Genomic DNA, 19,049 nt, shown 5'->3' on the forward strand with positions numbered 1-19,049 from the left:
CGATGACGCAGGAACTCAGCGACGGGGTCGGGAGCGAGCTCGGCGACCTCGAGGAGAGCGGGCCGATCGACTTCCTGGTCATCGAGCTGCCGACGGACCGCGCGACGGGCGACGCCGCCTTCCCGCACCTCGTCGACCTCGTGGACCGCGGGATCATCCGGGTGCTCGACCTCGTGGTCGTGCGCCGGGAGGACGACGGGAGCGTCGTCGGCCTCGGCCTCGAGGAGCTCGACGACGGGTCGACCGAGCTCGCGGTGTTCGAGGGCGCTCGGTCGGGCCTGCTCGGCGACGACGACCTCGACGAGGCCGCGAGCGCCGTCGAGCCCGGCATGACGGCCGTCGTGCTGGTCTACGAGAACGTCTGGGCGGCGCCCTTCGCGACCGCCCTGCGCCGCAACGGCGCCCAGCTCGTCGCGAGCGGGCGCATCCCGGTCCAGGCGCTCATCGCGTCGCTGGACGCCACCGAGCCGGACGCCTGATCCGGCCGCCCGAAGGAGGACCCCGTGCCTGGACTGATCCGCGGTGTCGCGCGCACCGCCGTCGTCGCCGGAACCGCGACCGCCGTCTCCAACCGTGTCTCCCGTCGCCAGGCGGGGCGCTGGGCCGCGCAGGAGGCCGCGCAGGAGCCGCAGTACGCGCCGCCCCCGCAGCAGTACGCGGCCCCGCAGCCGGCCTACGCGCCGCCGCCTGCCCCCGAGCCCGCGGCGGCGCCGGACATGGACGCGCGCATCGCGCAGCTCACGCAGCTCGCCGCGCTGCGGGACCAGGGGGTGCTCAGCCCCGCGGAGTTCGAGGCGCAGAAAGCACGCATCCTCGCGGACTGAGCGAGGACGACCCCGACACGAAAGGCACGGACATGGACACGTTCTGGGACTGGTTCTGGCTCATGGTGTGGTGGTTCTTCTTCGTCATGTATCTGGTGATCCTCTTCCAGATCGTCGCGGACCTGTTCCGCGACCGGCACCTGAGCGGGTGGTGGAAGGCGGTGTGGCTGCTCGCGCTGATCGTCGTGCCGTTCCTGTCGGCGCTCGTCTACCTGATCGCGCGCGGCAAGGGCATGGGCGAGCGGCACGCGCAGAGCGTCGCGAGCGCCCAGGCGGCGACCGACGCGTACATCCGCGGCGTCGCGGGCTCGTCCCCGTCGTCGCAGATCGCGGACGCGAAGGCGCTGCTCGACGCGGGTGCGATCGACGAGCGGGAGTTCTCCGCTCTCAAGGCCAAGGCCCTCGCCTGACGCGACCTCGCCAGGACCATCGAACGAGCCGGAACCCGGCGTGTCGGGAGGAACCAGCATGACCGACGAGCAGCACGTCCTGCGCCCGACCTACACGCGACCCGGCGTGCGGGCGGTGGCGCCACGCTTCACCCTGCCGGACGCCGAGATGGAGCCGACGTCCGCCTACCAGGTGGTCCACGACGAGGTGATGCTGGACGGCAACTCGCGCCTCAACCTCGCGACGTTCGTCGCGACGTGGATGGGCGACGAGGCGGACCGCCTCTACGCCGAGGTCTACGACAAGAACATGGTCGACAAGGACGAGTACCCGCGCACGGCTGCGGTCGAGGAGAACTGCTGGCGCATCCTCGGGTCGCTGTGGAACGTGCCGGACGTGCGGGACTGCATCGGCACGTCGACCATCGGGTCGTCCGAGGCGTGCATGCTCGGAGGCCTCGCGCTCAAGCGGCGGTGGCAGCTCGCGCGACGGGCCGCGGGGAAGCCGGCGGACCGGCCGAACCTCGTCATGAGCTCGGCCGTGCAGGTGTGCTGGGAGAAGTTCTGCAACTACTTCGAGGTCGAGGCGCGCTACGTGCCCATCACCGAGGAGCACCCGTGCCTCGACGGCAGCGCTCTCGAGCAGTACGTCGACGAGAACACGATCGGCGTCGTCGCGATCATGGGCGTCACCTACACGGGCATGTACGAGCCCGTGCAGGAGATCGCGGCGGCGCTCGACGCGCTCCAGGAGCGGACCGGTCTCGACGTCCCGATCCACGTGGACGGGGCGTCGGGCGCCATGATCGCGCCGTTCCTGCAGCCGGACGTCGTGTGGGACTTCCGCCTGGAGCGCGTGCACTCGATCAGCACGTCGGGCCACAAGTACGGCCTCGTGTACCCCGGCGTCGGCTGGGTCGTGTGGCGCACGCTCGACGCCCTGCCCGAGGAGCTGGTCTTCCGCGTGAGCTACCTCGGCGGGGACATGCCGACCCTCGCGCTCAACTTCTCCCGGCCCGGCGCCCAGGTCCTACTGCAGTACTACCAGTTCCTGCGGCTCGGGCGGGAGGGGTACACCGCGATCCAGCAGGAGTGCCAGGACGTCGCGAAGTACCTCGCGCACGGGATCGAGGGCATCGGCGCGTTCGACCTGTGGAACGACGGGTCCGACATCCCCGTGTTCGCCTGGCGTCTCAGGCCGGGCCACACGGAGAACTGGGACCTCTACCACCTCTCGGACCGGCTGCGCATGAAGGGATGGCTCGTTCCCGCCTACCCGATGCCCGACGACCTCGCCGACCTCACCGTGCAGCGGATCGTCGTGCGCAACGGCGTGAGCCGCGACCTCGCGGACGACCTGCTGGAGGACATCCGGGTCGAGACGGCGTGGCTCGACGGGCTCACGTCGCCCATGCCCGCCGAGGGCCGACGCTCGGGCTTCCACCACTGACGGTCGTGGACCGGCGGGAGCGTCGTCTGCGGCGCGAGGCGTGGGGGTTCGCGGTCGGCTCGCTGTGCTTCCTCGTCGGGGCGCTCCCGCCCTACGCCGACGCCGTCGGCGCGGTGGCCACGAACGTCACGTTCGTCGTCGGCGCGGTGTTCTTCACCGCCGCCGCGTTCGTGCAGCTCGGCCTGAGCGGGCGGCGTCCGCCGCGTGCCGGGACCCACCCGGCCGACCGGTGGGACTGGTGGGCGGCGGCCGTCCAGCTCGTCGGCACGCTCTGCTTCAACGTGAGCACGACCGCGGCGCTCGTGGCGGCGGTCCACGACCCGACGCGGCTGGGCGTGGGCTGGAAGCCCGACGCCTACGGGTCCGTCGCGTTCCTCGTCTCCTCGGCGTTCGCCGTCGTCGCGACGCGCGACCGCGGGCACCTGTGGGACCGCGACGCCCGCACCTGGCACGGCACGTGGCTCAACCTGGTCGGGTCCGTCGCGTTCGGCGCGTCGGCGGTCGGGGCGTACGTCTCCCCGGCCACGGGCACCTACGTGAGCGAGTGGTGGGACGACGCGGGCACGCTCGTCGGGGCGGTGTGCTTCCTCGTCGCGGCGCTGCTGTCGCGGCGGACGGTCGACGTGCCGGCGCCGAGCGCCGCGCACCCGGTCGTGTGACGCACGTCGGGGTGCGTCGCTCGACCGGGTGCGCAGCGCTCGCGGGTCAGGCGCAGGTCGTCGCCGCGTAGGCGGCCTCGACCGAACCGGGCCCGGTCGCGGCGCTCGCGGTCCCCGCGTCGACCGAGGCCGTGCGCACCGCGAACGACTGGTACGCCGAGCCGCCCGGGGCCACGCCCGCGACCGTGCGCTCGCCGTACGGCGTGCGCAGGGTGACGTCGGCGGGGGCGTCCCCGGTGTTGCGCGCGGTGACGGCGACGTACGCCCGGCCCGCGAGGCACCGGCTCGTCGCCCGGACGTCGAGCGGGACCGCGCTGCCGAGCTCGACCGTCGGACCGTCGAGCTCGACGACGGTCACGCTCGACCCCGCCGTCGACGTCCACGTCGTGTCGGGCGTGAACGACCCGCGGTCGAGGTCGCCCTGGGTCACCACGTGGTGCGCGAACGTGCACGTGTACGACCCCTCGGCCGGCAGGGTGCGGTAGCGGCAGTTCTGGGCCGCGGTAGCGGGGTCGAGACCGGCGAGGTTGCCCGTGGGGACCACCGAGGTCGCCGTCGTGGAGAGGTTGCGGACCGTGTACGTGAACCGCAGGACGTCGCCGACGGCGTACGTCTCCTGCGGGTTCGCGTGCACCCCCTGGACCGAGATGTTCCCGGGCGCCCCGAAGTAGACGGCCGGGCCGTCGTGCTCGACCGTGGTGACGGTCGCGCCGGAGGTCGACGTCCAGGTCGTGCGCGGCGCGAAGAACCCGGCGTCGAGGTCGGCCCGCGTGACCGTGTGCCGCGCGGACGTGCACGTGTACGCGGCGCGCGCGGCGAGGTCGCGGAAGCGGCAGTTCGGCGCGCCCTGGGCCGGGTCGAACCGCTCGAGGTCCCCGGTCGGGGAGACCGTCGTGACGGCGTCGGACAGGTTCGTGACCGTGAACGAGTACGTGACGACGTCGCCGACGCCGTACCCGCCCGCGGGAGCCGTGCTCGTCACGCTCGCTCGCGTCACCTCGATGTCGCCCGGCGTGCTGCTCGGCGCGGCGAGGAGCCAGTCGTGGTCGAGCTTGGCGAACCGGATGCCCCCGCCGCCGCCGTCGGGCTCGTAGAGCAGGCCGACCGTGCCGTCGGGAAGCGTCGCGAGGGTGGAGTACGCCATGCCTCCCGGCTGGAAGACCCGTGCGACGGGCCAGGTCTCGCCGTCGTCGTAGCTGACGCGGACCGTGCCGTTGACGCGACCGGACTGCGAGGCGGCGTTGGAGAAGAGGAGCACCTTGGCCTCGGCGGAGCCCTGCGGCGCGTTCGGGTACGCCCGCACGATCGCCGCGTTGTTCGTCGGGTCGGGCAGCTCGCGGTCGAGGGTCACCGCGCCGTAGGTCACGCCGCCGTCGGTCGAGTAGGCCACCTTGCGGAAGCCCGAGCGCGCCGAGTCGCGCGAGTTGAGCATGACGCGCCCGTCCGAGAGCTCGACCGTCTTGTTCTCGTCCATGCCGGTGCCGACGGGGGTCCCGACCTGCCACGTCGCGCCGTGGTCGTCGGAGTACACGGACACGGCCTGGAACTGCCCCGAGCCGTTGATGATCGTGTACTGCTGGAGCAGGCGCCCCGCGTGCTCGCCGTAGCGGAGCTGGATGCCCTGGCCCGAGGCGGCGAAGCGCGAGCGCCAGCCCAGGTCGGCCGTGACGTCGGCCGTGATGGTGCGGTGGGTCCACGTGCGACCGTCGTCGGTCGAGGCGGACACGTTCGCGTGGATGACGTCGCGGGCGCTCGGGTCGACCCCCGGCTGGGAGCCGCCGAAGCCCTGGTCGTACGACTTCACGTGGAAGTTGAAGACGGTCCCGGTCTCGCGGTCGACGACGTAGCTCGGGTCCGAGTAGCCCTCGATCGGCGCGGTGGTCTTCCCGGCCGCGACGACCTCCTGCGGGCCCCACGTGACGCCCGCGTCGGTGGACCGGCGCTGGAGGATCGAGTTCGGCCCGGGGGAGTCGGCCGCGGTGGGGCGGCCGTCGTAGGAGGCGAGGACGTCGCCGTTGGGTGCGACGGTGAGCGCCGGGATCCGGTAGTTGGGGAAGCCGCCCTGGCCGTTCGTCGCGAGCTGCTGCTCGGTGTACGTGCCCGGGCCGCCCGTCGCGGGAGCGAGGTCGTGGTCCGGCGCGAGGGTGGCGTGGTGCGCGGCCGCCGTCGTGACGGGGACGACGGCACCGCCCACGCCCAGCGCGAGCGCGGTGGCGAGGGTCAGCGCGCGGCGCGCGGGTCTGCGGAGGTGTCCGATCATGCCGTTCCTTCCGGTCGGTGCTCGGCGCGACGGGGACGACGTGGAACGCGGCGACGCTGCCGAGGACGCTTGAACAGATGACGTCAGATGTCTGACGTCAGGAAGGTAGCCCGAGGGGGCGCGCGGGTCAAGGGGAGGGGTCGTGACGCAGCACGACGCCCGCCGGTCGCAGGGGTCTGCGTCCGGCGGGCGTCGCGGGGTGGTGGTGCGGGGGTCTCAGCCTCGGCGCGCGCGGCGCGACAGGAGCACGATGGCGGCGCCCACCGCGGCGAGGCCGGCGGCGAGGGCCGCGTACAGCCCCACCGTCGCGCCGGTCTCCGCCAGGCTCGGGTTCGACGCGGACGCGCTCACCTCGTTCGAGACGGGGACGACCTCGACCGGGTCGTCGTGCCCGGGCGGGTTCGTCGCGCAGTCGGGCGACGAGGGCGGGTAGACCGTGGTCACCAGGACGTGCGGGTTGACCTCGAAGCTCACGTCGACGGCGGGGCGCACCCAGTCGTACTCGTCGCCCTCGACCCACTCGCCGTCCTCGAGGCGCCACCCCGGCCAGTCGACGCCCTTGCCCTGGTCATCGACGACGGAGCCCGGCCACAGCAGGCGGCCCTGGAGCGGCAGCCCGGACGTGACGACGCTCTCGCCGTCGGGGTTGATCCAGGTGACCGTGACGGTGTCGTGGTCGGTGCCCTCGACCTCGATCGCGTAGTCGAGGTACGCGGCGTCGTCCTCGCACGCCGAGACGAGGGTCGTGAGGCGCATCGACGGCTGGGACGGCACGTAGGTGTCGCCCTCCGCGGCGTGGGCGGCCGGGCCGGCGAGGAGCGCGGCGGAGGCGGCGAGGGCGGCGGTGGTGGCCCGCACCAGGGTGCGGCGTCCGGTCGTGGTGCTCATGGTGGTTCCCGTCGGGTCGTGGTCGGTCGAGCGCGACGGGTACCGTCCTGGGGCGCGACCGTGCCACCGCCGGACCGGCGGTTCGGGGTGGCAAGGGCGCGGGCGTGTCGGACGCGTGAGGCGGCACCGCCGTGATCGCCGGTGCCCGCACTGGCAGGGGGCTGAGCGTACGGGCACCGGCTGTCCCCCACGCTAGACAGGCAACTGGACAGACGTCCAGTTCGATGCCGGGTGAATGTCCGGTGCCGAGAACGACACTGGTGTCGTTATCAGGGCGAAAGCGACAGCAACGTCGTGCTCGACGGCGAGCGGCGTCGTTCTCGGCGCCCGGCGGAGGGTCTACAGGCCCTGCCAGTCCGGCTTGGACGCGTACGTCTGGCGGTAGTAGTCCCCGAGCTGCAGGCGCGAGGCCGCCGCGTCGTCGACCAGGACCGTCGCGTGCGGGTGCATCTGCATGATCGTCGCGGGCCACAACGCCGAGATCGGGCCCTCCACGAGCTGGTGCACCGCCTCCGCCTTGCCCTTGCCCGACGCCAGCAGCACCAGGTGCCGCGCCGACATGATCGTCGCCAGCCCCTGCGTCAGACAGTGCCGCGGCACCCGCTCCACGTCGTCCCCGAAGAACCGCGCGTTGTCCTCGCGCGTCTGCGCCGTCAACGTCTTGATCCGCGTCCGCGACGCCAGCGACGACCCCGGCTCGTTGAACGCGATGTGCCCGTCCGTCCCGATCCCCAGGATCTGCAGGTCCACGCCCCCGGCCCCCGCGATCGCCTCCTCGTACGCCGCGCACGCCGCGACCAGGTCCTCGGCGTTGCCGTCCGGACCCTGGACCGCGCCCGGGGCGAAGTCCACCCGCGAGGCGATCTCCGTCTCGATCACGTTCCGGTACCGCTCCGGATGCTCCACCGGCAGGCCCACGTACTCGTCCAGCATGAACGCCTTGACACCCGCGAACGACAACCCGCCCTCACGATGGCGCCGCGCCAGCTCGTCGTACACCTTCAGCGGCGACGAACCCGTCGCCAGCCCCAGCACCGACTCCGGCCGCGACCGCACCACCTTCTCGATCGCGTCCGCAGCCAGCACCGCCAACCGCTCCGCCGGAGCGATCACGACCTCCATCAGACCCTCGCCTCCTCGGGCACCGTCCGGTGCTCCACCGCGACCACGTCGCCCGTCTCGACCGAGCGGTACGCCGCGTCGATCACGGCGAGCGACGCGCGCGCCTCCTCGATCCCGTAGTCGGGCCGCTCCCCGGCGAGGACCGCGCCGACCACGTGCCGCAGGTACGCCGCCGCGGCGACCTGGCCCGCGTCGGCGGCGACCGTCGTGCGCCCGTCCGCGCCGAACCGCGCGACGGCGGGGGCGTCGTCGTCCGCGACGGCGTGGCCGTGCGACCCGAGCAGCCGCACCGACGACGTGGTGGGCGTCCCGCCGGGCGCGAACGGGACGCGCCCGAGGGTGATCGTCGCGGTCACGCCGCGCTCCAGCTCGAGCGTGACGACCGCCGTGTCCTCGACCCCGGCCTCGCGGTGCGGCTCCAGGAAGAGCGACCCCGCGAAGGCGTGCACCTCGACCGTGCGGAGCCCGGTGAGGTGGTGCGCCGCGTCGGCGCAGTAGCCGAGGAAGTTCAGCAGCTCGCCGCCCCCGGACAGCGCGCGGTCCACGACGAGGCCCGGGCGCTCGACCGACGTCGCGAAGTGCGCGCCGGAGGCGAGGAACTCGAGGTCCAGGTGGCGCGGCAGGCCCACGTGGCCGGCGTCGACCCACGCGCGCAGACGGCGCAGCGCGGGCGCGTGCGTGCGGTTCACGACGGCGCACGTGCGCCCCGTGCGGGCGGCGACGGCGACGAGGCGGTCGGCGTCGGCGAGCGTCGTCGCGACGGGCTTGTCGACGAGCACGTCGAGGCCCGCCTCCAGCAGCGCGGCGGCGAGGCGCGCGTGCCGGGTCGGCTCGGCGCACACGACGACGAGGTCGACCGCGCTGCCCAGGGCCTCCGCGACCGCCGCCACGTCGGCGACCTCGGCGTACGGCACCCCGGCGCGCTCGGCGACGGCGCGCGAGTCGTCGCGCACCCAGCCGGGCGCGTCCGCCTCCTCGACGACGCCGACGATCTCGACGCGGTCGTCGGCGGCGAGGATGCGCAGGTAGTCGGCCGCGTGGCGCACGGCCGACGCGAACGCGACGCGCAGGGTCGTGCTCATGCGGCCACCCCCGTGGTCGCGTAGCCGGGCACGTCGGCGACGCGCTCGCGCCGCCCGGAGACGAGCGAGCGCTGCGCGGCGAGCGCGGTCGCGAGCGCGGCCCGCACCTGCGGCGTCGTGACGACGGGCGCCGCGTCGCCGTGCACCACGTCGAGCCAGTGCGCGAGCTGGATCCCCAGCGCGCCCTCGACGGAGACGGGCGGGGCGGTCGTGGCGTCGGAGTGCAGGCCGTCCTCTTCGGTGGTCGAGTGCGCGAGCGTCCCCTCGGTCCCCACGAGCACGACCCGGCGCACGAGCTCGCCGCGGCGGCGCAGCGCGTAGCAGAGCTCGAGCGTGGCGAGCGCGCCCGACGCCGTGCGGAGCTGCACGTGGAACGAGTCGGGCGACTCCATCTCGGGCGAGAACGTGCGGAAGCCGCGCGCGAAGACCTCGACCGGCTCGTCGTCGAGCAGCCACGTCGCGAGGTCCATGATGTGGGTGCCGTTGTGCACGGGGTGACCGCCCGACAGCTCGGGGTCGAGCTGCCAGCCGCGCCACCCGGCGGGCCACGCGTGCCCCGTGTACCAGGAGACGTGCGCGAGCCGCGGGGTGCCGATCTCGCCCCGGTGGGCCGCGGCGGCGAGCGCCGTCACGGCAGGCTGGAAGCGCACGGTCTGCCCGACGACGAGCGTCGTGCCCCGGCCCTCGGTCGCCGCGACCATGGCGTCGAGGTCGGGCAGCGACAGCGCCGCCGGCTTCTCGACCTGGACGTGCTTGCCCGCCTCGCCGGCCGCGACCGTGTCGCGCGCGTGGGCGGGTGTCGCGGTGACGACGTCGACCGCGTGGACGGCGTCGTCGTCGAGCGCCTCGTCGAGGGACGTCGTGGCGCGGGCGCCGGGCACGAGCGCGGCGAGCGCCCGGGCCCGCGCGAGGTCGTGCCCCACGACCCACCGCACGTCCGCGCGGGGCAGCCCGGCGAGCGCGGCGACGTGCTCGCGCGCGAACGCGCCGATGCCGACGACGGCGACGCCGACGGGCGGGCGTGCGGGCGCCTGGGCACGGGCGGGTGCGGGTCTCACGCCGTGGTCACCCCGAGCGCGCGGTCGATCGGCTCGTAGTGCGAGACGACCGCGGCGCGGAACGCCTCGACGTCGCCGGCCTCGGCGGCGTCGAGCATCTCGCCGTGCGCGCGGGCGGTCTGGTCGAGGTCGGCCGCGACGGAGATGCCGAGCTTGGGCACCACGGCGGTGTGGACGTCCCAGAACGCGGCGACGAGCTGGCCGACGAGCGAGTTGTCGAGGCGCGCGAGCAGGCCCGTGTGGAACGCGCGGTCCTGTTTGGGGAAGCTCAGCCCGTCGGCCGCGGCGGCCACCATCTCGTCCACGAGGGCGTGCAGCTCGGGGTTCGAGGTCCCGGCCAGGCTGGCGACGATGACGTCCGCCATGGCGAGGTCGAGCGCCTGGCGGATCTCGACGACGTCGCGCAGCGCCCGCAGGTCGTCGCCGGGGGAGAGCACCCCGCGGAACACGAGCGCCTCGACGAGCGCGTCCAGGGACATGTTGCCGACGAACGTGCCGTGCCCGTGCCGGACCTCGACGATGTCGAGCGTCGACAGGGTGCGGATCGCCTCGCGCACGCTCGACCGGGACACGCCCAGGTGCTCGCAGAGCTCCGCCTCGGTCGGCAGCGGGTCCCCGGGGCGCAGCCCCTCGCCGAGGATGAAGTCCTTGATCCGGTCGGCGGTGGTGGTGCGCCGGGGAGCGGTCGCGCCGGGTCCGCCGTCGCGGGACGCGTCGAGCGTGCTGAAGCTCCTGCGCCGTGGTGTCGCCATCTTGACCCCTTCGGTTTCTGGTCCTAGTGTCATGCTACACAACGTCAGACATCAGACATCTTCTCTCCGGAACGATGTCGGTCTCATGTCAGGAGAACCAATGAAGCTTCACGTCAGCTCACCTCCCCGCAGGGGAGTCGCTGCGGTCGCCGCGGGCGTCGTGCTCGCGCTCGGCCTCGCGGCGTGCTCCGGTGGGGGCGCTGCGCAGGACGACCCGACCGAGGGCAGCGCCGCCCAGGGCGAGATCGACCCCGACGCCGTGATCGAGGCGGGCATCTCGTACTCCCTCTCCGGTGGCTTCGACCCGATGATCACCACCGGTGCCGTGACAGTAGCGGCCAACTGGCACGTGTTCGAGGGACTCACCGAGCTCGACCCCGCGACGCGCGAGGTCTACCCCGCGCTCGGCACCGACCTCCCCGCCCCGGTCGACGAGACGCACTACGAGGTGGACCTCCGCGAGGGCGCGGTCTTCCACGACGGCACGCCCGTCACCGTCGACGACGTCGTCTACAGCTTCGACCGCGTGCTCGACCCGGCCAACGAGTCGCTCTACGCCGGCTTCATCGACTTCCTCGAGTCCGTCACCCCCGTCGACGACGACACGGTCTCGATCAACCTCAAGTACCCCTTCAGCCTCGTGCCCGAGCGCCTCTCGGTCGTCAAGATCGTCCCGAAGGCCCTCGTCGAGTCCGACTACGAGGCGTTCAACGCGCTGCCCGTCGGCACCGGACCGTTCAAGATGACCCAGGCCACGCCCGACGACAAGATCACGTTCGAGCGCTTCGACGGCTACACGGGCACCCGCCCCGCGCTGGCGGCCGGCCTCGTGTGGAACCTGCTCTCCGACCCCGCCGCACGCGTCACCGCGATGAGCTCCGGCACCGTCAGCGCGATCGAGGACGTCCCCTACATCGACGTCCCGACGCTCGAGGGCACCGTGGACGTCGAGTCCGTCCAGTCGTTCGGCACGCTCTTCATGATGTTCAACACGGACCTGCCCCCGTTCGACGACGTCCGCGTGCGCCAGGCGTTCTTCTACGCGCTCGACATGGACAAGATCATCGACAACGGCCTGCTCGGCAACGGCGCGGCGGCCACGAGCTTCCTCCCGCAGAGCCACCCCAACTTCCACGAGGCGTCCACGGTCTACTCCTACGACCCGGACAAGGCCAAGGCGCTGCTCGCCGAGGCCGGGGTGAGCGACCTGTCGATCACCCTCATGACGACCGACACCGGCTGGGTCGCGGACATCGCCCCGCTCATCAAGGAGAACCTCGACGCGATCGGCGTCGACACGACGCTCGACATCGGCCAGTCCGGCGGCCAGTACACCAAGGTCGACAACGGCGACCTGCAGGTCATGGTCGCGCCGGGCGACCCGTCGGTGTTCGGCAACGACCCCGACCTGCTCATGCGCTGGTGGTACGGCGACAACGTGTGGTCGCAGTCGCGCTACCGCTGGAACGACGACCCGAAGTTCGCCGAGCTCCAGTCGATCCTCGACGCCGCCGTGCGCACGTCCGGCGACGAGCAGCAGGAGCTGTGGAACCAGGCGTTCGACCTGATCTCCGACGAGGTGCCGCTCTACCCGCTGCTGCACCGCCAGCTCCCGACCGCGTGGGACGGCTCCACGCTCTCCGGGTTCTCGCCCCTGCCGATCACCGGCCTGTCGTTCCTCGACGCCGGCCTCGTCAAGTAGCCGCGGGCCCGTAGCCCTCGGCGCCGACCGGCTCCGGCCGTCTCGCCGGTCCCCTCGCCCGTCCCCCTCGGGGCGAGGGGACCGGTACCCGCCCGGCACCCAGAACGGACAGACCATGCACCGCACCCCCGACGCACCGGGAGGCCGACCGTGAGCGCACTGCTGCGACTCGTCGGACGCCGCCTCCTGCAGCTGCCGATCATGATCCTCGGCATCACGTTCCTCGTGTTCCTCGTGATGTCGTTCTCGCAGGTCGACCCGGCGATCCAGGCCCTCGGCGAGGGCGCGTCCGTCGAGGCGCGCGAGGCGTACCGCGAGGCCAACGGCCTGAACGACCCGCTCCTCGTCCGGTACGTCGCGTTCCTCGGCGGCCTGCTGCACGGCGACCTCGGCACGTTCAGCGCACGCCAGGTGCCCGTCGCCGACGAGGTCGCGCGCGCCCTGCCCATCACGCTCCAGCTCACGCTCATGGGCCTCGTCATCGCCGTGGTGCTCGCCCTCGTCATGGGCATCCTCGCGGCGCTCTACCGCGACCGCTGGCCGGACAAGGCGATCCGCGTCGTGTCCGTCGCGTCGCTCGCGACGCCGTCGTTCTGGCTCGCCGTGCTGCTCATCCAGGTCGTCACGCTCGGGGCCGGGTGGCTCCCCGCGAGCGGACCGTTGCCGGACCCGTCCGAGGACCTCGGCGGCTACCTCGCCCGCATGGCTCTGCCCGCGATCGCGCTCGCGATCCCCGTCGTCGGCCAGCTCACGCGCGTCGTGCGCACGTCGGTCGTGGAGGAGCTCGACAAGGACTACGTCCGCACCGCGATCGGCGCGGGCATCCCGCGGCACGTCGTCGTCGGGCGCAACGTGCTGCGCAACGCGCTCATCACGCCGATCACGGTGCTCGGCCTGCGCGTCGGCTACCTCATCGGCGGCGCCGTCGTCATCGAGATCATCTTCGCGCTGCCCGGCATGGGCACGCTCATCCTCAACGGCGTCACCAACAACGAGCCCAACCTCGTGCAGGGCGTGACCCTCACCGTGGCGCTCGCCTTCGTGCTCATCAACATCGTGGTCGACATGCTCTACGTGCTCGTCAACCCGCGGATCAGGACGGTGTGACGTGCGCCGACAGCTCACCGAACGGCTCTCGACCCCCGGGATGCGCCTGCGCGCGCTGCCCCTCGGGTCCACGATCTCCCTCGCGTTCGTGCTCCTCGTGGCGCTCGCGGCCGTCCTCGCGCCGCTCGTCACGAGCCACGACCCGCTCGCCACCGGCACGCCCGTCCAGCCGCCCAGCGCGGAGAACTGGTTCGGCACCGACCGCCAGGGCCGCGACATCTTCTCCCGCGTCGTCTACGGCGCGCGGTACTCGCTCGTCATCGGCCTCGGGGCGACGGCCATCGCGCTCGCCGCGGCGGCCGTGCTCGGCTCGGTCGCGGCGACCGCGCGCAAGAGCGTCTCCGAGACCCTCATGCGCGTCCTCGACATCATCATGTCGTTCCCCGGCATCGCGCTCGCGGCCGTGTTCGTCTCCGTCTTCGGCCGGTCGCTGCCCGTGCTCGTGCTGACGATCGCGTTCCTCTACACGCCGCAGCTCACGCGCGTCGTCCGGGCCAACATCCTCGACCAGTACGGCGAGGACTACGTCGCGGCGACCCGGGTCATGGGCGCGCGTACGGCCTGGATCCTCGCCAAGCACGTCGCGCGCAACTGCGCGGCGCCCGTGCTCGTGTTCACCACCGTGCTCGTCGCCGACGCGATCGTCTTCGAGGCGTCGTTGTCCTTCATCCAGGCGGGCGTGCCCGACCCGGAGCCGTCGTGGGGCAACATCATCGCCGCCGGGCGCGACCTCGTCATGGGCGGGTACTGGTGGGCGACGTTCTTCCCCGGCCTGGCGATCATGCTCACCGTCCTGTGCCTCAACATCCTGTCCGAGGGCATGACCGACGCGATGGTCGCCGCCCCCCGCGCGACCCGCGCCACCCCGGCGAAGGCCGTCGCGACCGACTCGGACGACGCCGCGGTGGCCGCGGAGCTCACGGCCATGGACGCCGACGAGCCGGTCGAGACCGCGGACGAGGACCGCCTCGCCGAGTCGGAGCCGGTCGTGCAGGACGTCGAGCCGGAGGTCCGGCACGTCGGCCGCGAGGTCCCGCTCGCCGCACGCCTCGCGACGCTCCGCGCGGCCGAGGTGGCGCGGACCGACCGCCCCGTGTACGACGGCGACGCCGAGCCCCTGCTCGAGGTGCGCAACCTGTCCATCCGCTTCCCGCGCCACGGGGACGTCGCGGTCGTCGACGACGTGTCGTTCTCCGTGCGGCCCGGCGAGACGATGGCGCTGGTCGGCGAGTCCGGCTGCGGCAAGTCGATCACGTCGCTCGCCGTCATGGGCCTGCTGGACCCGTCGGCGCAGGTCAGCGGCGAGATCCGCTACGGGGGCAAGGACCTGCTCGCGATGGGCAACCGCGAGCGTGCGTCGCTGCGCGGCACCGAGATCGCGATGATCTACCAGGACGCGCTGAGCTCGCTCAACCCGTCGATGCTCATCCGGTCGCAGATGAAGCAGCTCACGCGCCGCGGTGGCACGCGCACGGCCGAGGAGCTCCTCGAGCTCGTGGGCCTCGACCCGCAGCGCACGCTCAAGAGCTACCCGCACGAGCTCTCCGGCGGGCAGCGCCAGCGCGTGCTCATCGCCATGGCGCTCACGCGCGACCCGAAGCTGGTCATCGCGGACGAGCCGACGACGGCGCTCGACGTCACCGTCCAGGCCCAGGTCGTCGCGCTGCTCGACGAGCTGCGCCACAAGCTCGGGTTCGCGATGGTGTTCGTCAGCCACGACCTCGCGCTCGTCGCGCAGATCGCGCACCGCATCACGGTCATGTACGCGGGCCAGGTCGTCGAGCAGGCGCCGACGAGCGAGCTGCTCACCGACCCCCGCCACGAGTACACGCAGGGCTTGCTCGGCGCGGTGCTCTCGATCGAGCAGCGCTCCACGCGCCTGCACCAGATCCCCGGCACCGTCCCGTCGCCGCGCGACTTCCCGACGGGTGACCGGTTCGCACCGCGCTCGTCGCGTCCCGACCGCGGTCTCGACGTGCGGCCCGTGCTGCGCGCCGTGGACGCCGACGGGCAGCACCTCGTCGCGACGCCGCCGGACGAGCCGGTCGGCGCCGTCGCGGGCGGTGGCCCCGCCCCGATCACCACCGGAGGGACGCGATGAGCGCCACCGACCAGACCCCGACCGCCGCGGAGCGGGGGTCCGCGACCGACCACGACACCCCCGTCGTCGAGCTGCGCGGCGTGCACGTCGTCTTCAAGGCCCGTACGGGCACGCTCTTCCAGGCCCACCGGGTGCACGCCGTGAACGACGTCAGCGTCGCGGTCCGCCGCGGCAGCACGCTCGGGATCGTGGGCGAGTCCGGCTCGGGCAAGTCGACCATGGCGAAGGTGCTCGTCGGGCTGCAGGCGCCGACGTCCGGCGAGATCCGCTTCCGCGGGCAGCCGGTCGACACGTACACGACGAGCGTGCGGCGCGACGTCGGCCGGGTCGTGTCCGTCGTCTTCCAGGACCCGGCCACCGCGCTCAACGCCCGCATGCGCGTGCGGGACGCGCTGCGCGACCCGCTCGACGTGCACCGCGTGGGCGACGCGGCGTCGCGCGAGGCGCGCGTCCGCGAGCTCGTGCACCTCGTCGGGCTGCCCGAGTCGGCGCTCGACGCGCTGCCCGGCCAGCTCTCGGGCGGGCAGCGCCAGCGCGTCGCCATCGCGCGCGCCCTCGCGCTCGCGCCGGACGTGATCGTCGCCGACGAGCCCACCTCCGCGCTCGACGTGTCCGTGCGTGCCCAGATCCTCAACCTGCTCGCCGACCTCAAGGCCGAGCTCGACCTGGGGATGGTCTTCATCTCGCACGACATCCAGACGGTGCGCCACGTCTCCGACGAGATCGTCGTCATGCAGGGCGGCCGCATCGTCGAGTCCGGCCCCGCCGCACGCGTGCTCGACGACCCCCAGGACGACTACACCCGCACCCTGCTCGCCGCGGCGCCGGCGCTCCTGTGAGCGCTGCCGAGCGCCCCGCGCCGGGCACCACCCAGACCGCAACACCGCTGAACCCAGAACCGGAGCTCCTCGTGACCACCCCCACCTTCCACGGGATCGTCCCGCCCGTCCTCACCCCCCTCACGACCGACGGGGAGGTCGACGTCGCGTCGCTCGAGCGTCTCGTGGACCACCTCGTCACCGAGGGCGTGCACGGCGTCTTCGTGCTCGGGTCGACCGGCGAGGTCGCCTACCTCACCGACGCGCAGCGCGACCTCGCGGTCCGCACGGTGGTCCGCGCCGCCGCCGGCCGGGTCCCCGTCATGGGCGGCGCGATCGACCTCACGACGCCGCGCGTCGTCGAGCAGGCGAAGGCGCTCGCGGCCGCCGGGGCGGACGCGGTCGTCGCGACCGCGCCCGTCTACGCGCTCAACGACCTCGACGAGATCGAGCGCCACCTGCGGGCCGTCGCGGCCGCCGTGGACGTCCCCGTGTTCGCCTACGACATCCCCGTGCGCGTGCGCACCAAGCTCCCGGCCGACCTGCTCGTGCGCCTCGGCTCCGAGGGCGTCCTCGCGGGCGTGAAGGACTCGTCCGGGGACGACGTCGCGTTCCGCCGGCTCGTCGCCGCCAACGCGGCGGCCGGCTCGCCCCTCGCCCTGTTCACGGGGCACGAGGTCGTCGTCGACGGGATGCTGCTCCTCGGCGCCGACGGCGTGGTCCCCGGTCTCGCGAACGTCGACGCGGGCGGCTACGTGCGCCTGTGGGACCTCGCCCAGGCCGGGAAGTGGGACGATGCCCGGGTGGAGCAGGACCGTATCGCCGCGCTGTTCGAGATCGTGTTCCAGGCGCGCGGCCGCTCGGGCGACGCCGCGGGCGTCGGGGCGTTCAAGGTCGCCGCGCAGCGCCAGGGCCTCATCGACACCGCCACCATGGCGTTCCCGGTCGAGGCGCTGGACGGCGAGGTCGCCGACCGCGTCGAGGAGATCACGCGCGCCGCGGGGCTCCTGCGTGGCTGACGCCTCCCCGGACGCCGCAGCGCCGACGGTCGTCGTCGGCGTCGACCTCGGCGGCACCAAGACGGCCGCGGCGACCGTCGCGGCCGACGGGACCCTCGGTCCCGTGCTCGCCGTGCCGACCCCGGCCGCGGCCGGCCCCGACGCGGTGCTCGACGCCGTCGCCGGGGTCGTGCGCGAGGTCGTCGCCGCGCTGCCGGGCGCGGCGCGCCTCCGCGCGCTCGGGGTCGGCACGGCCGGAGTGGTGGACGTCGGTCGCGGTGTGATCGTCTCGGCCACCGACACCCTGCCCGGGTGGCCCGGGACCGACGTCGCGGGCGGCCTGCGCCGTCGGCTCGCCGACCTCGCAGGGGTCACGCCCGACGGGCCGTCCGCGCCCGTGGTACCGGTGTTCGTCGAGAACGACGTCGACGCGCACGCGGCCGGCGAGGTCTGGCTCGGCGCGGCGGCCGGGGCGCGCAGCGCGCTGCTCGTCGCGGTCGGGACGGGCGTCGGGGGCGCCGTCGTGCTCGACGGGCGTCCCCTGCGCGGGGCGCACCACGTCGCCGGGGAGCTGGGCCACGTGCCGGTCCCCGGCGCGGAGCTCCTGCGCTGCCCGTGCGGCCGGGCCGGCCACCTCGAGGCGATCGGCGCGGGACCGGCGATCCACCGCCGCTACCTCGCGCTCGGCGGCGACACGGCGAGCCCGGACACGCGCGACGTCGTCGCGCGCGCGGAGGCCGGCGACGAGCTCGCCGCGTCGGTGGTGCGGGACGCGGCGCGGGCCGTGGGCCGTGCGGTCGCCGGGGTCGTGACCGTGCTCGACCCGGAGGTCGTCGTGGTCGGCGGCGGTCTGGCGGGCGCGGGCGACCTGTGGTGGTCGGCGCTGGAGGACGCGCTGCGCGCCGAGGTCGTCGACGTGCTCGCCGACCTCCCGTTGCGGCCCGCGACGCTCGGCAACGCGGCGGCGATCGTCGGGGCGGCGCGCGGAGCGTGGAGCCTCGTCGGCCCGTCCGACGACGAGCACGGGGCGGGACCCGGCGGGCTGCCCGAGACGATCCACCGAGAGAGGACGACGGCATGACCGGACCCCACGAGGCGCGGACGCGCTGGACGCGCGAGCGCGTCCTCGGCGCGATGCGTGGACGACTCACCGTCTCGTGCCAGGCCTACCCCGGCGAACCTCTGCGCGACCCGCGCACGACCGCCCAGATGGCGCGCGCCGTCGTCGCCGGGGGAGCGGCCGCGGTGCGCGCGCAGGGTCTGGACGACGTCGCGGCGGTCGTCGCCGCGGTGGACGTGCCCGTCGTCGGGCTGTGGAAGGACGGCGACGGCGGCGTCTTCATCACCCCGACGCTGCGGCACGCCCGCGCCGTGGCCGACGCGGGGGCGCACGTCGTCGCGCTCGACGGCACGCGCCGGCCCCGGCCCGACGGGCTCACGCTCGCCGAGACCGTGGCGGGCCTGCGGGAGACGGCCGACGTGCTCGTCATGGCGGACTGCGGATCGCTCGACGACGCGCTCGCCGCGCAGGACGCAGGCGTGGACCTGCTCGGCACGACGCTCGCCGGGTACACCGGCGAGCGGCCGAAGACCTCCGGACCGGACCTCGAGCTCGTCGACGAGGTGGTCGCGGCGTGCTCGCTGCCCGTCGTCGTCGAGGGTCGTGTCCACAGCCCTGCGCAGGCCGCCGAGGCGATGGCGCGGGGTGCGTTCAGCGTGTGCGTCGGCACGGCGATCACCCACCCCACGACGATCACGTCCTGGTTCGCGGAGGCGATCCCGACGCGCCACTGAGTCGTCCGCACGACCCCTTGACAGCGCAAAGTCGCGATGCCCTAC

General features: G+C 73.7%; 18 protein-coding genes. 12 read left to right on the forward strand and 6 right to left on the reverse strand.

Features of this window, described 5'->3' with window-relative positions; all coding sequences use genetic code 11:
* The first annotated feature begins 2 nt into the window (after positions 1-2).
* From NHH00_RS10085 to NHH00_RS10105, 5 genes are read left to right on the forward strand one after another with little or no spacing between them, the layout of a single operon-like run.
* Positions 3-479 carry a DUF6325 family protein gene (locus tag NHH00_RS10085; protein WP_253051715.1) on the forward strand — a complete coding sequence of 159 codons (477 nt, stop codon included), beginning with the start codon at positions 3-5 and terminating at the stop codon, positions 477-479.
* Between the two features lie 24 nt (positions 480-503).
* Complete coding sequence (locus NHH00_RS10090; protein WP_253051716.1) at positions 504-824, forward strand: SHOCT domain-containing protein; 321 nt, start codon at positions 504-506, stop codon at positions 822-824.
* 32 nt (positions 825-856) lie between these two features.
* The gene (locus NHH00_RS10095; protein ID WP_253051717.1) at positions 857-1,234 is read left to right on the forward strand and encodes an SHOCT domain-containing protein; all 378 of its coding nucleotides are present in this window, start codon (positions 857-859) and stop codon (positions 1,232-1,234) included.
* A 58-nt stretch (positions 1,235-1,292) separates the two neighbouring features.
* Positions 1,293-2,663 carry a glutamate decarboxylase gene (locus NHH00_RS10100; protein ID WP_253051718.1) on the forward strand — a complete coding sequence of 457 codons (1,371 nt, stop codon included), beginning with the start codon at positions 1,293-1,295 and terminating at the stop codon, positions 2,661-2,663.
* A gap of 5 nt (positions 2,664-2,668) precedes the next feature.
* Complete coding sequence (locus NHH00_RS10105) at positions 2,669-3,322, forward strand: YrhK family protein (RefSeq protein WP_253051719.1); 654 nt, start codon at positions 2,669-2,671, stop codon at positions 3,320-3,322.
* A 46-nt stretch (positions 3,323-3,368) separates the two neighbouring features.
* Here the strand turns inward: NHH00_RS10105 and NHH00_RS10110 are convergent, their stop codons facing one another.
* From NHH00_RS10110 to NHH00_RS10135, 6 genes are all read right to left on the reverse strand, one after another.
* Complete coding sequence (locus NHH00_RS10110; RefSeq protein WP_253051720.1) at positions 3,369-5,582, reverse strand: sialidase family protein; 2,214 nt, start codon at positions 5,580-5,582, stop codon at positions 3,369-3,371.
* Positions 5,583-5,798: 216 nt separating this feature from the next.
* Positions 5,799-6,470, reverse strand: a complete 672-nt coding sequence (locus tag NHH00_RS10115) for a peptidase (RefSeq protein WP_253051721.1) — start codon at positions 6,468-6,470, stop codon at positions 5,799-5,801.
* 339 nt (positions 6,471-6,809) lie between these two features.
* Positions 6,810-7,592 carry a glucosamine-6-phosphate deaminase gene (gene nagB, locus NHH00_RS10120; RefSeq protein WP_253051722.1) on the reverse strand — a complete coding sequence of 261 codons (783 nt, stop codon included), beginning with the start codon at positions 7,590-7,592 and terminating at the stop codon, positions 6,810-6,812.
* Positions 7,592-8,674: a Gfo/Idh/MocA family protein gene (locus NHH00_RS10125; protein ID WP_253051723.1), complete on the reverse strand. Its 1,083-nt coding sequence runs from the start codon at positions 8,672-8,674 to the stop codon at positions 7,592-7,594. Before NHH00_RS10125 ends, nagB begins: the two co-directional genes overlap by 1 nt.
* Complete coding sequence (locus NHH00_RS10130) at positions 8,671-9,732, reverse strand: Gfo/Idh/MocA family protein (protein ID WP_253051724.1); 1,062 nt, start codon at positions 9,730-9,732, stop codon at positions 8,671-8,673. The genes NHH00_RS10125 and NHH00_RS10130 overlap by 4 nt, the downstream gene beginning before the upstream one ends.
* Entirely contained in the window at positions 9,729-10,484 is a 756-nt protein-coding gene (locus NHH00_RS10135) for a FadR/GntR family transcriptional regulator (protein WP_253051725.1), read from the reverse strand. Before NHH00_RS10135 ends, NHH00_RS10130 begins: the two co-directional genes overlap by 4 nt.
* 100 nt (positions 10,485-10,584) lie before the next feature.
* On the opposite strand from NHH00_RS10135, the gene NHH00_RS10140 reads away from it, so the two are divergent.
* From NHH00_RS10140 to NHH00_RS10170, 7 genes are all read left to right on the forward strand, one after another.
* Entirely contained in the window at positions 10,585-12,186 is a 1,602-nt protein-coding gene (locus NHH00_RS10140) for an ABC transporter substrate-binding protein (RefSeq protein ID WP_253051726.1), read from the forward strand.
* Between the two features lie 150 nt (positions 12,187-12,336).
* The gene (locus NHH00_RS10145) at positions 12,337-13,293 is read left to right on the forward strand and encodes an ABC transporter permease (RefSeq protein ID WP_064316380.1); all 957 of its coding nucleotides are present in this window, start codon (positions 12,337-12,339) and stop codon (positions 13,291-13,293) included.
* 1 nt (position 13,294) lies between these two features.
* The gene (locus NHH00_RS10150) at positions 13,295-15,394 is read left to right on the forward strand and encodes a dipeptide/oligopeptide/nickel ABC transporter permease/ATP-binding protein (RefSeq protein ID WP_253051727.1); all 2,100 of its coding nucleotides are present in this window, start codon (positions 13,295-13,297) and stop codon (positions 15,392-15,394) included.
* Entirely contained in the window at positions 15,391-16,233 is an 843-nt protein-coding gene (locus NHH00_RS10155; protein ID WP_253051728.1) for an ABC transporter ATP-binding protein, read from the forward strand. Before NHH00_RS10150 ends, NHH00_RS10155 begins: the two co-directional genes overlap by 4 nt.
* A gap of 71 nt (positions 16,234-16,304) precedes the next feature.
* Positions 16,305-17,231, forward strand: coding sequence for a dihydrodipicolinate synthase family protein (locus NHH00_RS10160; RefSeq protein ID WP_253051729.1), 927 nt, complete (start codon positions 16,305-16,307; stop codon positions 17,229-17,231).
* Positions 17,224-18,291 carry an ROK family protein gene (locus tag NHH00_RS10165; RefSeq protein WP_253051730.1) on the forward strand — a complete coding sequence of 356 codons (1,068 nt, stop codon included), beginning with the start codon at positions 17,224-17,226 and terminating at the stop codon, positions 18,289-18,291. Before NHH00_RS10160 ends, NHH00_RS10165 begins: the two co-directional genes overlap by 8 nt.
* Complete coding sequence (locus NHH00_RS10170; RefSeq protein WP_253051731.1) at positions 18,288-19,004, forward strand: N-acetylmannosamine-6-phosphate 2-epimerase; 717 nt, start codon at positions 18,288-18,290, stop codon at positions 19,002-19,004. The genes NHH00_RS10165 and NHH00_RS10170 overlap by 4 nt, the downstream gene beginning before the upstream one ends.
* Positions 19,005-19,049 lie beyond the last annotated feature (45 nt).

The organism is Cellulosimicrobium cellulans (genome assembly GCF_024124905.1).
GTDB lineage: Bacteria > Actinomycetota > Actinomycetes > Actinomycetales > Cellulomonadaceae > Cellulosimicrobium > Cellulosimicrobium cellulans_G.